Here is an 11,857-nt window from a genome sequence, read left to right on the forward strand (position 1 = left end):
CTCGGGGGGGCCGCCCGGCCGGCAGGGGCGCCCCGCGGGGGGACGGCCCATCTACTTCGTTCTACCCGTGCGGCGCCGGGGGGCAAAACACCGAGGGGCGCCGGAACAAACCCGGCGCCCCTTCGTCGATTGACGTAATTGCGGTGCCCCGCGTCACGTCACACCGGCGTCAGCCCTGCTGGTGGTACGCCTCCAGCACCTCGGCCGGGATGCGCCCGCGGTCGGACACCTTCATCCCCTGCTTGCGCGCCCACTCCCGAATGGCCTGGTTCTGCTCGCGATCCGCCGAAGCCGGACGAGCCGCCTTCACACCGGCCGGACGACCCGGGCCGCGCTTGCGGCCGCCCGCCTTGCGGGCACTGGCGACGAAGTCGGCGAGAGCGTCGCGGAGCCGACCCGCATTGCTCGCGGAAAGGTCGATCTCGTAGGACACGCCGTCCAAACCGAAGCCGACCGTCTCCTCCGCCTTCCCACCGTCCAGGTCATCGACCAGGGTCACGGTGACCTTCTGCGCCATGCGTATCCTCCTGGACTCGAATGCGCGGTGTTCCCCGACCGCGACCTAAAGCATTGGCGAGTGCAGGTTAGCGCACAACTCCTGGAATGCGCTCCCCGGAGTCCGAGAAGTTACTCATTCCGGGCGCACGAGGGGGAACAGGATCGTCTCCCGGATACCGAGACCCGTGAGCGCCATCAGCAGCCGGTCGATGCCCATTCCGACGCCACCGGTCGGTGGCATTCCGTACTCCAGTGATCGCAGAAAGTCTTCGTCGACCGGCATGGCCTCGACGTCGCCGCCGGCCGCCAGTCGGGCCTGGGCTTCCAGCCGCTCGCGCTCGACCACGGGGTCCACCAGTTCCGAGTATCCCGTGGCCAACTCGAATCCGCGCACGTAGAGGTCCCACTTTTCGGCCACGCCCGGCCGGGTGCGGTGCTGGCGGGTGAGCGGCGAGGTCTCCACCGGGAAATCACGCACAAAGGTGGGCGCGTACAGGGTGTCGCCGACCAGGTGCTCCCACAGCTCCTCGACCAGCTTGCCGTGGCCGAGCTTCGGGTCGGTCTCCAACCCGTGCTTGTCCGCCAGCTCCCGCAGCCGCTCGGAAGAAGTTTCGGGCGTGACTTCTTCGCCCGCCGCATCGGACAACGAGTCGTACATGCTCAAGGTCGTCCACTCGCCGCCGAGGTCGTACTCGGAACCGTCGGCCAGCGTCACCACGTGCGAACCGGCGACGGCGAGCGCGGCTTCCTGGATCAGCTCCCGGGTCAGCACCGCGTTCGTGTCGTAGGTGGCGTACGCCTCGTAGTACTCCAACATCGAGAACTCGGGCGAATGGGACGAGTCCATGCCCTCGTTGCGGAAGTTGCGGTTGATCTCGAAGACCTTCTCGATACCGCCGACCACGCACCGCTTGAGGTACAGCTCCGGCGCGATGCGCAGGAAGAGGTCGATGTCGAGCGCGTTCGACCGGGTCACGAACGGCCGGGCGCTCGCGCCGCCCTGCAACGTCTGCAACATCGGGGTCTCGACTTCGATGAAACCGCGCCGGTGGAACGACTCCCGCAACGAGCGCACCACCGCGGCCCGGTTGCGCACCGTGTTCCGCGCCTGCTCGCGCAGGATCAGATCCACGTAGCGCTGCCGAATGCGGGTTTCCTCGGCGAGTTCCTTGTGCGCGACCGGCAACGGGCGCAACGCCTTCGCCGTGATCGCCCAGCGGTCCGCCATCACGGACAGTTCGCCGCGGCGGGACGTGATGACCTCGCCGTGCACGAATACGTGGTCGCCCAAGTCGACGTCGGACTTCCATTCGGCCAGCGCCTGCTCGCCCACGCCGTTGAGGCTCAGCATGGCCTGCAGTTCGGTGCCGTCGCCCTCGCGCAGCGTCGCGAAGCACAACTTGCCGGTGTTGCGGATGAACATGACGCGGCCGGTCACACCGACCACCTCGCCGGTCGACGTGTCCGGCTCCAGCCCCTGGTGGGCTTCCCGCACCTCGCGCAACGTGTGCGTGCGGGGCACTTCGACCGGATAGGGATCGACACCGCGTTCCAGCAGTCGCGCCCGCTTCTCCCGGCGGACCCTGAGCTGCTCGGGGAGATCGTCGTCGCTGGTCGCGGAACCGGTCGCTGGCTGCTCACTCACAGCACGAAGGGTACGGAAAGACCGCTCGGGAAATCGAACCGGATCTCACTAGGCTGTGGGTGGTGACCGGAGACGACTTGCGGGCCAGGCGGGCGAACTCCTTCGGAGCGCACGCGGCGGCATACGCGGAACACCGACCGGACTACCCCTCCGACGCCGTCCGCTGGGCGTTGGAGCCACTGGGCGAAGGCCCGCGCGACGTGCTCGACCTCGCCGCGGGCACGGGCAAGCTGACCGGCGGCCTGCTCGCCCTGGGCCACCACGTGACGGCGGTCGAACCGGACGAGGCGATGCTGTCGCAGCTGGTGCGCCACCACGGCGCGGCGCGCGCGTTGCCCGGCAGCGCCGAGCGCATCCCCGTGCCGGACCACACGGTCGACGCGGTCGTGGTGGGCCAGGCGTTCCACTGGTTCGACGCGCCGCGCGCGATGGCGGAGATCGCCCGCGTGCTGCGGCCCGGCGGCGTGCTCGCCTCGCTGTGGAACGACTTCGACGACTCGGTGCCGTGGGTGGCCGAGTTCGTCCGGGTCGCCCGCGCCGAAGTCGCCGTGCCGGACGTGGACACCGACCCGGTGCCGCGGCACGCGCTGTTCACCGACACCGAGGAGCGCGTCTTCAAGCACGCGCACCGGCGCACGGCCGAGACCGTGGTCTCGACCATCAACACGCACTCCCACGCGCTGGTGATCCCGGAGCAGGAGCGGGTCGACCTGAACCGGCGGATCCTCGCGTTCCTCAGGTCGCGCCCGGAAACCGCGCACGGCGAGTTCGACTTCCCCCTGACCACCTACGTCAAGCGGCTGCGGCGGACCGCCTGACCGTCAGACCCGGTTGCGCTCGAACACCAGCCGCAGGCCCAGCAGCGTCAGGTCCGGCACGTGCGACTGGATGGTGGCCGACTCCGACACCACCAGGGGCGCGAGGCCGCCGGTCGCGATCACCGCGACCGGGCCGGGTTCGCTGAGCTGCAACTCGTCCACGATCCGCCGCACCAGGCCGTCGACCTGGCCGACGAACCCGTAGACGATGCCGGACTGGAGGCACTCCACGGTGTTCTTGCCGATCACCGACCGGGGCCGCACCAGCTCGACCTTGCGCAGCTGGGCCGCGCGCGCGGCGAGCGCGTCCACGGAGATCTCGATGCCCGGCGCCAGCGCGCCGCCGAGGAACTCGCCCTTGGCCGAGATCACGTCCAGGTTCGTGGACGTGCCGAAGTCGACCACCACGCACGCCGTGCTGTGCAGGTGGTGCGCGGCCAGCGTGTTGATCACCCGGTCGGAGCCGACCTCCTTGGGGTTGTCCACCAGCAGCGGCACGCCGGTGCGCACGCCCGGCTCCACCAGCACCTTGGGCACGCCCGAGTAGTACCGGCCGAGCATCACCCGCAGCTCGCGCAGCACCGCGGGCACGGTGGACAGCGCGGAGATGCCGGTGATCTTGTCGGCGTACTCGCCGAGCAGGCCGCGCATGGTCAGCGCCAGCTCGTCGGCGGTCATCCGGGCGTCGGTGCGCATCCGCCAGTCGCGGACCAGCTCGGCGGAGTCGCCCGTCCCGTCGTACAGGCCGAGCACGATGTTGGTGTTGCCGACGTCGATGGCGAGCAGCACAGCGCGTTCCCCCTAGTCCTCGGCCTGGATCAAGGCGTCCAGCGCCGCCGCGTCCTCGGTCTCCGCCGCCACCGGTTCCGGCGTGGCGGTGGTGGACCCGTTCACCAGCCCGGAGCCCTCCGGCGCGTGCGCCGGGTCCGCGCCGAGGTCGACCACCTTGTTGTCGGCGTCGACGAAGACGACCTTCGGCCGGTACGCCCGCGCCTCGGCGTCGTCCATCTGCCCATAGGCGATGAGGATCACCAGGTCGCCGGGCTTCACCAGGTGCGCCGCCGCGCCGTTGATGCCGATCACGCCGGTGCCGCGGGCGCCGGGGATGACGTAGGTCTCCAGGCGCGCCCCGTTGGTGACGTTCACGATCGCGACCTGCTCGCCGGCCAGCAGGTCGGCGGCGTCCATCAGGTCCTCGTCCACCGTGACGGAGCCGACGTAGTGCAGGTCGGCCTGGGTGACGGTGGCCCGGTGGATCTTCGACTTGAGCATGGTGCGGAACATGGCGGTCCCCTTACTCGTCACCGGTGCCGAGCAGCACGGCGGCGTTGTCGATCAGGCGGGTGGAGCCGACGCGGGCGGCCACCAGCAGGCGGGCGTCGCCGTTCTCGGGGGCCGGGCCGAGGTCGGGCGCCCGCAGCTCCAGGTAGTCGAGGTCGACGCCGGGCGCCGCGGCGAGGGTGTCCCGCGCGGCCCGGAGCACGGCGTCCGCGCCCTGCCCGCTGACGTACGCGCCCGCCACCAGGGCGGCGGACAGCGCGGTCGCGGCGGAGCGCTCCTCTTCGGACAGGTAGCGGTTGCGCGAGGACAGCGCCAGGCCGTCCGGCTCGCGCACGGTCGGCACGCCGACCACGTCCAGCGGGAAGTTCAGGTCCCGCGCCATCCGGTGGATCAGCGTGAGCTGCTGGTAGTCCTTCTCGCCGAACACCGCGTACGTCGGCTGCACGATGTTGAACAGCTTGGCGACCACGGACAGCACCCCGGCGAAGTGGCCGGGCCTGGCGCGGCCCTCCAGCTCGTCCCCGAGCGGGCCGGGGTCCACGGTGATCGTGCTGCCGGGCGGGTACATGTCCTCCACCGACGGCGCGAACACCAGCCCGACGCGCTCCTCGCGGCAGACGTCCACGTCGGCCTCGAAGCTGCGCGGGTAGCGGTCGAAGTCCTCGTTCGGCCCGAACTGGGTCGGGTTCACGAAGAGGGAGACGACGACCACGGTGTTCTGCATGACGTGCGCTTCGCGGATCAGCTTGCGGTGGCCCTCGTGCAGCGCGCCCATGGTCGGCACCAGGGCGATGTTGCGGCCGGCCGCCTTCAACGCCCTGGTGACGCGGCGCAGCCGCGCCGGGTCGCGGTGCACCGTCACGTCGTTCGGCGTGTAGTCGTCCTTGGTGAGCGGCTTGGTCATGCCTGTCCTTCGAGGGTGGTGCGGACGTCGGCCGCGAGGTCGGGCTTGAGCAGCCCGGCGGCCTGGGCGCGCGCCGCGGTGCGGAGCGCGAGGACCCGGTACGCGGGCAGGGTGTCCGGTCCGCCGCCGGCGGCGACGTCGCCGAGGACGGCCAGGTGCTTGGCCACGGTGCCCGCGTCGCCGCGCGCGACGGGTCCGGTGAGGGCGCGGTCGCCGTGCCGCAGCGCGTTGTCCAGCGCGGCGGACAGCAGCGGGCCGAGCATCCGCTCGGCGTCCGCGATGCCCGCGCCGCGCAGCAGGTCCGCGCAGTCGGCGACCAGCGTGATCAGGTGGTTCGCGCCGTGCGCGAGGGCGGCGTGGTAGAGCGGGCGGGCGGCCTCGGGCACGCGCACCGGCTCGGCGGACATCTCCACCACCAGCGCCTCGCCGACGCGCCAGGCGATCTCGTCGTCGTCGGCCGCGGTGACGCCGACCGAGCAGGCGGTCACCCGCTGCACGTCCTCGGCGCGGCCGGTGAACGTCATCACGGGGTGCAGCGCCACGCACAACGCGCCCAGCCCGGCGGCGGGCCGCAGCACGTCCACGCCCTGCGCGCCGCTGGTGTGCACGACGATCTGCCCGGCGCGCAGCGACCCGGTGGCGACGAGACCGCGGACCAGGCCCGGCAGCTCGTCGTCGGGCACGGCGAGCAGCACCAGGTCGGCGGAGGCGGCGACGTCCGGGGGCGGCAGCACGGGCACGTCCGGCAGGAGCTCCTCGGCCCGGCGCAGCGAGTCGCGGGAAACGGCGGCGACGGCGCTCACGACGTGCCCGGCTCGGGACAGCGCGGCGCCGAGCACCGAGCCCACCCGGCCGGCCGAGATCACTCCCACGGCCAACCGCGCGGGGCGGGGGGTCGCGTCCATGCGACGTACTCCTTCACGCGGCGTTCCAGTCCCGGAGGCCGGGTACCGGACGACGGCCGCGAGCGTAATCCGGTGGGTGGCGATCAACCGTCAACTGCGACGAACACCACCCGCGGCCCGCAACGCGCCCGGCGCGTCGACGGCCGCCTGACGTGCGGCGACGAGGGCGGCGAGCAGCTTGGCGTGACGTTCGTCCGCGTCGTGGCCCGCCGTGCCGTTGGCCATGCGGTGGCGCAGGAACGCCAGTTCCGTCACGGCCACCTGGTAGCCCGCGACCGCCTTGGCCGCCTCGTCGCCGGTCTTGCGCTTGACCGTGCGCCGCCACCGGCCGCGGCCCTGGAGCGAGGCCAGCAGGGTCACCTCGCTGGTGGCGATCCACTTGTTGGCCGCCATGGCGGGCAGCTGCGCGGCGACGATCCGCTGCTCGCGGCGGCGCTGCCAGACGACCATGAGCACCATGCCCGCGAAGATCGGCACCATGATCAGGAAGTACAGGTTGATGAAGGTCGAGCCGGTGCCGACGGTGGTGGAGAAGTTCCACAGCGAGTGCAGGCCGGCCGCGCCGAGGTAGCCCAGCACCGGCGCGACGACCCGCAGCGCCCGGTTCGCGGTCACCGCCGCGATGCCGATGCCGATGCCCGTCATGGACGTGAACAGCGGGTGCGCGAACGGCGACAGCACGCCGCGCAGGATGAACAGCGCGATCACGCCGCTGCCCAGGTCGCCGAAGCCGCTGTCGGAGAAGACGCGGGCGAAGTACCAGATGTTCTCGGTGAACGCGAAGCCCGCCGCCGTGACGCCCGCGTACACCACGCCGTCCACCACGCCGTCGAACTCGTGCCGGCGGCGCAGGAACAGCACGACGATGAACGCGGCCTTCGCGGCCTCCTCGGTGATCGGCGCGCCGATCACGGCGGCGAACGTGCTGCCGTCGTCGCCGTTGATCAGCTGGCCGAGGACGTGCGCGGTCTGGTTGAACACCAGCGAGGTGATCGTCGCGCCGCACGCGCCCCAGAAGAACGCCAGCAGCAGGATCTTCGCGGGCTCCGGCTCCCAGCGGTCCACCCAGAGGGAGGCGCCCAGCACCACGAGCACGGGCAGCAGCGCGGCGACCGCCCCGACCAGGATCGGCAGCAGGCCGATCCTGCTCGTGCCCAGGCCGAGCAGCACCAGCCCGCACACGCCCAGCGCGATCAGACCCAGGACCGGGAGCAGCACGGTCCAGCGTTGCCGGTCGACGCGCTTGCGGGTGGGAGTCGTCACGGTGGGAAACCTTAAAGGGACACTTGACCGGTGGTGGACTGGGAAGCCCTGTGGCGGGAGGCGCTCTACGGGCCGTCGGGGTTCTTCACCCGCGGCGAGGTGCCGGCCGACCACTTCCGCACCGCGCCGCTCGTGGGCGCCGAGCTGGCCGAAGCGCTGCTCGTGCTGCTCGATCGGGTGGACTTCGCGCTCGGCCGGCCCGCCCGGCTCGACTTCGTCGACGTGGGCGCGGGCGGCGGCGAGCTGGCGGCGGCCGTGCGGGCGGGCGCGACCGGTTCCGTGGCGGCGCGGCTGGTGGTGACGGCGGTGGACGTCGGGCCGGCGCGGTCCCTGCCGGGGGTGCGGTGGACGGCCGCGCTGCCGTCGTCCGTGCACGGGCTGCTGGTCGGGCACGAGTGGCTGGACGCGGTGCCGTGCCCGCTGGTCGTCGGACCGGTGTCGCACCCCTGGCTCGACCGGTGGTGGCCGGTGGGCGAGGGCGAGCGGGCCGAGGTCGGGGAGCCCCGGGACGCGGCGTGGGCGGACGCGGTGTCGCGGGTGGCGCGCGGCGCGGCGTTGGCGGTGGACTACGGGCACGTGCGGGCCGACCGGGCGGCGGGGCGGTACGCGGCGGGCACGTTCGCGGCGTACCGGGGCGGGCGGCGGGTGGAGCCGGTGTTCGACGGGAGCTGCGACCTGACCGCGCACGTGGCGCTGGACGCGTGCGCGGAGGCGGCGGGCGGGGACCGGGTGCTGGTCTCGCAGCGGGACGCGTTGGCGGCGCTCGGCCTCTCGGGCGCGGTGACCGCGGCGGCCGGTCCGGGGTGGCTGGCGGCGGCGGAACGGGCGTCCCGGATCGCCGAGCTGCGCGCCCCCGGCGGGCTGGGGTCGTTCGGGTGGCTGCTGCACGGGGTGGGCGTGCCGGTGTCGTCCCTGCTGCCGCCCCTGCCCCCGTGGCGGCCCTGAGCCCTACAGCGACCAGGGCGGGGTGATCCGCTCGTCGCCGACCAGGCCGGTGATGCCGACCGACGTCGCGACCAGCACCTTCGCCGGACCGCCGACGAGCTGGAACTCCACGTGCGGCGGCACGACGACCGTCTCGCCGGCGCCCGCGTCCACCCCGTTGACCGTCACCCGCCCCTCCAGGACGTGGAAGACCTCCTCGCGGTCGACCCGGTGCCGCTCGCTCGCCGCGGCCGGGGGCACCTCGACGGTCCACAGGAGGATCTGCGTGCTGCCGCCCCGCGACGGGCTGGCGTGCGGCCGGAACACGAAACCGTGGCGCTCGAACATCGCTCTCCCAACTAGTCAATTTGGTTGTCTAGTTGCAGACTAGGCGACCGTGGAGCCCGTGTCGATGCTGTTCGCCAGGACGTTCCGCGTGATGACCGACCGGTTCCACGACCGGCTGGCCGACCGCGACCTCGAACCCCTGCGCCCGGCGCACGGCTTCGTCTTCCGCTACCTCGCCGCGCAGCCCTCGGCGACCGCCGTCGACCTCGCCGCGCACCTGGGCGTGTCCAAGCAGGCCGCCACCAGGACCGTGGCCGAGCTGGTCGAGTGGGGCTACGTCCACCGCGCGCCGCACCCGACCGACCGCCGCGCCCACGCCCTGGCCCTCACCGGCAAGGGCCGGGCCTACCTGCGGATGGCCGACGAGCTGTGGGCCGAGCTGGAGGAGGAGTTCGGCGCGGTCGTGGGCGCGGAGCGGCTGGCCGTGCTGCGCGAGGCGTTGCGGACCTACCTCGCGGACGCGGACGGCGGCATCCGCCCGGTGTGGTGACCGCGACGGCCGATGACCGCCGGCGGCGCCCACCGCCGCGCACGAGGGTGGGGCGCATGAGAATCCACGCCCTGCCGGACGACGTGCTGACCCGCGCCCGCGCGCTCGCCGGCGCCGACGCGCACCACGAGCTGCACGCCGAGTCACCCGGCGCCCCGCTGCGCTGCTGCCTGCGCAAGGCCGGACCGGGCGAGCCGGTGGTCCTCTTCCGGCACACCCCCGCGACCGGCCGGGGCCCGTACGAGGAACTGGGCCCCGTCTTCGCGCACGCCGAACCGTGCGCCGGGCCCGCGACCACCCGCGGGTTCCCCGAGGCGTTCCGCCACTCGCCGCGCACCCTGCGCGCCTACACCGCCGAGGGCCGCATCCACGGCGGCGAGGTCGTCGCGCCGGAGCACCTCGACGACCGCGTCGCCGCGTGGCTCGACGACCCGGAGGTCGCCGCGGTGCAGGTGCGCAGCGTCTCCCACGGCTGCTTCCTGTTCGCCGTCACCCGCGACTGAGGCCGGCCACCGGCGGCCGTGCGACGATGCACCGGTGGAGATCACCGTGGGCGTCGGCGCGGGCGCCCGGCACCTCGGGGTCGACCGGGTGGTCGACCTCGGCCCGCTGCACCCGTCGGCGCACGGCGCGTACCGGCTGCGGCTGGAGGTCCGCGACGACGAGGTCGTCACCGCCGCCACACCCCTGGTCGGCCACCTGCACCGGGGCGCGGAGAAGCTGTTCGAGGTCCGCGACTACCGGCAGGTGCTCACCCTGGCCAACCGGCACGACTGGCTCGCCGCGTTCTGCAACGAGCTGGCCGTCGCGCTCGCCGTCGAGCGGATGACCGGCATGGACGTGCCGCCCCGCGCCCAGGCGCTGCGGGTGCTGCTGTGCGAGCTGAACCGGATCATGGCGCACCTGGTGTTCCTCGCGCCGCTCACCGGCGCGCGCGACCGCGACGCCGTGCAGGCGGTCATGGAGGAGGCGTCGGGCGGCCGGATCCACTTCATGGCCAACCGGATCGGCGGCCTGCGCGAGGACGTGCCGGCCGGGTGGACGGACCGCGTGCGCGAGGTGCTGTCCACTGTGGACCCCGGTGAGGCCCCGGAGGGGTTGGCGGGCCTCGGGGTGCTGACGCGGGACGCCGCGCTCGCGTTCGGCGTGACCGGACCCGTCGGCCGGGCGTCCGGAGTGGACTTCGACCTGCGCCGCGACGACCCGCTGCCCGGCTACCGGGAACTGGACGTGCGGCCCGTGGTCCGGACCGCGGGCGACGCGCTGGCCCGCGTCCGGTGCATGGTGGACGAAGTGCGCCAGTCCGTCGCGCTGGCCCACCGGTGCCTCGACCGGCTGCCGGCCGGGCCGGTCAACCTGCGGCTGCCCAAGGCGATCAAGGCGCCCGAGGGGTCGGTCTACACCTGGGTCGAAGCGCCGCTGGGCACGTCCGGCGTGCACCTCTCGTCCCGGGGCGAGAAGACGCCGTGGCGGCTGAAGCTGCGGACGCCGTCGTTCAACAACGTCCAGGCCCTGTCCGCGCTGCTGCCCGGCACGCGGGTGGCCGACCTGCCCGCGGTGCTCGGGTCGTTCGCCGTGGTCGTCGGCGACATCGACAAGTAGGGCTAGTCGTCGCGGCGGCGACGGCGGCGGGGCGAGTCCGCGCCGCCGAACGCGGCCAGCAGCTCGCTGACCGACTTGCCGTCCGCGTGCGCCCCGGCGGGCTCGACCGGTTCGGGCGCGCTGCGCCGGCCGGCCGGCCCGGCCGCGTCCTCCCATGCGTCCCAGCGCTCCTCGGCCCGACGCCGGCCACCCGGTTCCGCCGCGGGCTCGGCCGCCCGCCGACGCCCCTCGGCCGGCGTCACGGACGCCGACGCGGAGTCCGCCGACCGCCCGCCGACCGCCTCCCGCGCGCCCCCGACCGGCTCGGCCGCGCGCCGCGACCGCCGCCCGTCGTCCTCGACCGGCGTCCGCCGCGCGGGTTCCGCCGGCCGGGCCGCCACCGGGACGTGCTCACCGGTCGGCTCGGCGCGCGACCCGGGGCGGTGCGGCTCCGCGACCGGGCGGTGCTCCGCCGGCTCCACCCGCGCGCCGGAACGACGACTCTCGGCGACCGGGTCCGGACGGCCCACCGGCCGGTGGTCACCGGTCAACTCGGCCCGCGTCACCGGCCGCCGCACGTCGGCGGGCCGGTGCTCACCGGTCAACTCCGACCGCGTCACCGGCCGCCGCACGTCGGCAGGCTGGTGCTCACCGGTCAACTCCGACCGCGTCACCGGCCGCCGCACGTCGGCAGGCTGGTGCTCACCGGTCGACTCCGACCGGGTCACGGGCCGGTGCGCCTCGGCGGGGCCCGCCGGCCGCCGCACCTCGGTGGGCCGGTCCTCCCCCGGCAACTCCGACCGGGTCACGGGCCGCCGCGCGTCCGCCGGCCGGTGCTCGGCGGCCGGCTCCACCCGCGCGGTCACCGGTCGCCGCACGTCCGCCGCGGCCTGCTCCCGCGGCTCGCCGGTCCCCGGCGTGCGCCGCGCCGCGCCACCGGCGGCCTCGGGACGTCGCGCCGGCCCCTCGACCACCGCGTCCCGGCTGATCATCTCGGTCCGCTCGGCCACCCGGCTGCGCCGCGGCGCGGCGTGCTCCGTCTTGGCCGGCTCCGCGGGTTCCGCGGGCCGCCCCGCCGGCGCGGCCAGGCGCGCCGCCACGTCCCGACCCACCCGCTCCGTCGCGTCGGGCTTCGGCGGCTCGCGCCGCACCACGGGCGGCGCCGGGCGCGGCTGCGCCGGCGCCCGCGCGGGTTCCCGG

Annotated in this window: 13 protein-coding genes and 1 pseudogene; 5 read left to right on the forward strand and 9 right to left on the reverse strand. The window is 74.0% G+C overall.

Annotated features, from left to right (window positions below):
- Nucleotides 1–169: 169 nt before the first annotated feature.
- Nucleotides 170–517 (reverse strand): Lsr2 family protein, encoded by a 348-nt coding sequence (locus tag ACFXGA_RS35535; RefSeq protein ID WP_053715841.1) that lies wholly within the window; start codon nt 515–517, stop codon nt 170–172.
- Nucleotides 518–631: 114 nt separating this feature from the next.
- Nucleotides 632–2,143, reverse strand: coding sequence for a lysine--tRNA ligase (gene lysS, locus ACFXGA_RS35540; RefSeq protein WP_378095902.1), 1,512 nt, complete (start codon nt 2,141–2,143; stop codon nt 632–634).
- Nucleotides 2,144–2,205: 62 nt separating this feature from the next.
- Here lysS and ACFXGA_RS35545 point away from each other — a divergent pair, with 62 nt between their 5' ends.
- Nucleotides 2,206–2,961, forward strand: coding sequence for a class I SAM-dependent methyltransferase (locus ACFXGA_RS35545; RefSeq protein WP_378095905.1), 756 nt, complete (start codon nt 2,206–2,208; stop codon nt 2,959–2,961).
- Nucleotides 2,962–2,964: 3 nt separating this feature from the next.
- On the opposite strand, the gene ACFXGA_RS35550 is transcribed toward ACFXGA_RS35545, so the two are convergent.
- The 5 genes from ACFXGA_RS35550 to ACFXGA_RS35570 form a co-directional block, all read right to left on the reverse strand.
- Nucleotides 2,965–3,750: a type III pantothenate kinase gene (locus ACFXGA_RS35550; protein ID WP_378095908.1), complete on the reverse strand. Its 786-nt coding sequence runs from the start codon at nt 3,748–3,750 to the stop codon at nt 2,965–2,967.
- Nucleotides 3,751–3,762: 12 nt separating this feature from the next.
- On the reverse strand, nt 3,763–4,245 hold the full coding sequence (gene panD / locus ACFXGA_RS35555; protein ID WP_378095911.1) for an aspartate 1-decarboxylase: 483 nt from the start codon (nt 4,243–4,245) through the stop codon (nt 3,763–3,765).
- 10 nt (nt 4,246–4,255) lie between these two features.
- Complete coding sequence (gene panC / locus ACFXGA_RS35560; protein WP_378095914.1) at nt 4,256–5,146, reverse strand: pantoate--beta-alanine ligase; 891 nt, start codon at nt 5,144–5,146, stop codon at nt 4,256–4,258.
- Nucleotides 5,143–6,051, reverse strand: a complete 909-nt coding sequence (locus ACFXGA_RS35565; RefSeq protein WP_378095917.1) for a Rossmann-like and DUF2520 domain-containing protein — start codon at nt 6,049–6,051, stop codon at nt 5,143–5,145. Before ACFXGA_RS35565 ends, panC begins: the two co-directional genes overlap by 4 nt.
- A gap of 90 nt (nt 6,052–6,141) precedes the next feature.
- Nucleotides 6,142–7,269, reverse strand: a complete 1,128-nt coding sequence (locus ACFXGA_RS35570) for a PrsW family intramembrane metalloprotease (protein ID WP_378095934.1) — start codon at nt 7,267–7,269, stop codon at nt 6,142–6,144.
- 75 nt (nt 7,270–7,344) lie between these two features.
- On the opposite strand from ACFXGA_RS35570, the gene ACFXGA_RS35575 reads away from it, so the two are divergent.
- The gene (locus ACFXGA_RS35575) at nt 7,345–8,259 is read left to right on the forward strand and encodes an SAM-dependent methyltransferase (RefSeq protein ID WP_378095920.1); all 915 of its coding nucleotides are present in this window, start codon (nt 7,345–7,347) and stop codon (nt 8,257–8,259) included.
- 3 nt (nt 8,260–8,262) lie between these two features.
- Here the strand turns inward: ACFXGA_RS35575 and ACFXGA_RS35580 are convergent, their stop codons facing one another.
- On the reverse strand, nt 8,263–8,586 hold the full coding sequence (locus ACFXGA_RS35580; protein ID WP_378095923.1) for a cupin domain-containing protein: 324 nt from the start codon (nt 8,584–8,586) through the stop codon (nt 8,263–8,265).
- Between the two features lie 64 nt (nt 8,587–8,650).
- Here ACFXGA_RS35580 and ACFXGA_RS35585 point away from each other — a divergent pair, with 64 nt between their 5' ends.
- Genes ACFXGA_RS35585 through ACFXGA_RS35595 form a run of 3 tightly spaced genes read left to right on the forward strand, consistent with a single transcriptional unit; the run spans nt 8,651 to nt 10,678 of the window.
- Entirely contained in the window at nt 8,651–9,076 is a 426-nt protein-coding gene (locus ACFXGA_RS35585; RefSeq protein ID WP_378095936.1) for a MarR family winged helix-turn-helix transcriptional regulator, read from the forward strand.
- Nucleotides 9,077–9,132: 56 nt separating this feature from the next.
- Nucleotides 9,133–9,579 carry a DUF1203 domain-containing protein gene (locus ACFXGA_RS35590; RefSeq protein ID WP_378095927.1) on the forward strand — a complete coding sequence of 149 codons (447 nt, stop codon included), beginning with the start codon at nt 9,133–9,135 and terminating at the stop codon, nt 9,577–9,579.
- Between the two features lie 34 nt (nt 9,580–9,613).
- Complete coding sequence (locus tag ACFXGA_RS35595) at nt 9,614–10,678, forward strand: NADH-quinone oxidoreductase subunit D (RefSeq protein ID WP_378095930.1); 1,065 nt, start codon at nt 9,614–9,616, stop codon at nt 10,676–10,678.
- Between the two features lie 2 nt (nt 10,679–10,680).
- Here ACFXGA_RS35595 and ACFXGA_RS35600 read toward each other — a convergent pair.
- Nucleotides 10,681–11,857 (reverse strand): annotated as a pseudogene (locus ACFXGA_RS35600) (hypothetical protein); the annotation flags it as partial.

This window comes from Actinosynnema sp. NPDC059335, assembly GCF_042752395.1.
In the GTDB taxonomy this organism is placed as follows: Bacteria; Actinomycetota; Actinomycetes; order Mycobacteriales; family Pseudonocardiaceae; genus Actinosynnema.

Coding starts and splice junctions, on each gene's coding strand:
- ACFXGA_RS35535 (WP_053715841.1), bottom strand. CDS start 517: ATGGCGCAGAAGGTCACCGTGACCCTGGTCGATGACCTGGACGGTGGG.
- panD (WP_378095911.1), bottom strand. CDS start 4,245: ATGTTCCGCACCATGCTCAAGTCGAAGATCCACCGGGCCACCGTCACC.
- panC (WP_378095914.1), bottom strand. CDS start 5,146: ATGACCAAGCCGCTCACCAAGGACGACTACACGCCGAACGACGTGACG.
- ACFXGA_RS35565 (WP_378095917.1), bottom strand. CDS start 6,051: ATGGACGCGACCCCCCGCCCCGCGCGGTTGGCCGTGGGAGTGATCTCG.
- ACFXGA_RS35580 (WP_378095923.1), bottom strand. CDS start 8,586: ATGTTCGAGCGCCACGGTTTCGTGTTCCGGCCGCACGCCAGCCCGTCG.
- ACFXGA_RS35585 (WP_378095936.1), top strand. CDS start 8,651: ATGCTGTTCGCCAGGACGTTCCGCGTGATGACCGACCGGTTCCACGAC.
- ACFXGA_RS35590 (WP_378095927.1), top strand. CDS start 9,133: ATGAGAATCCACGCCCTGCCGGACGACGTGCTGACCCGCGCCCGCGCG.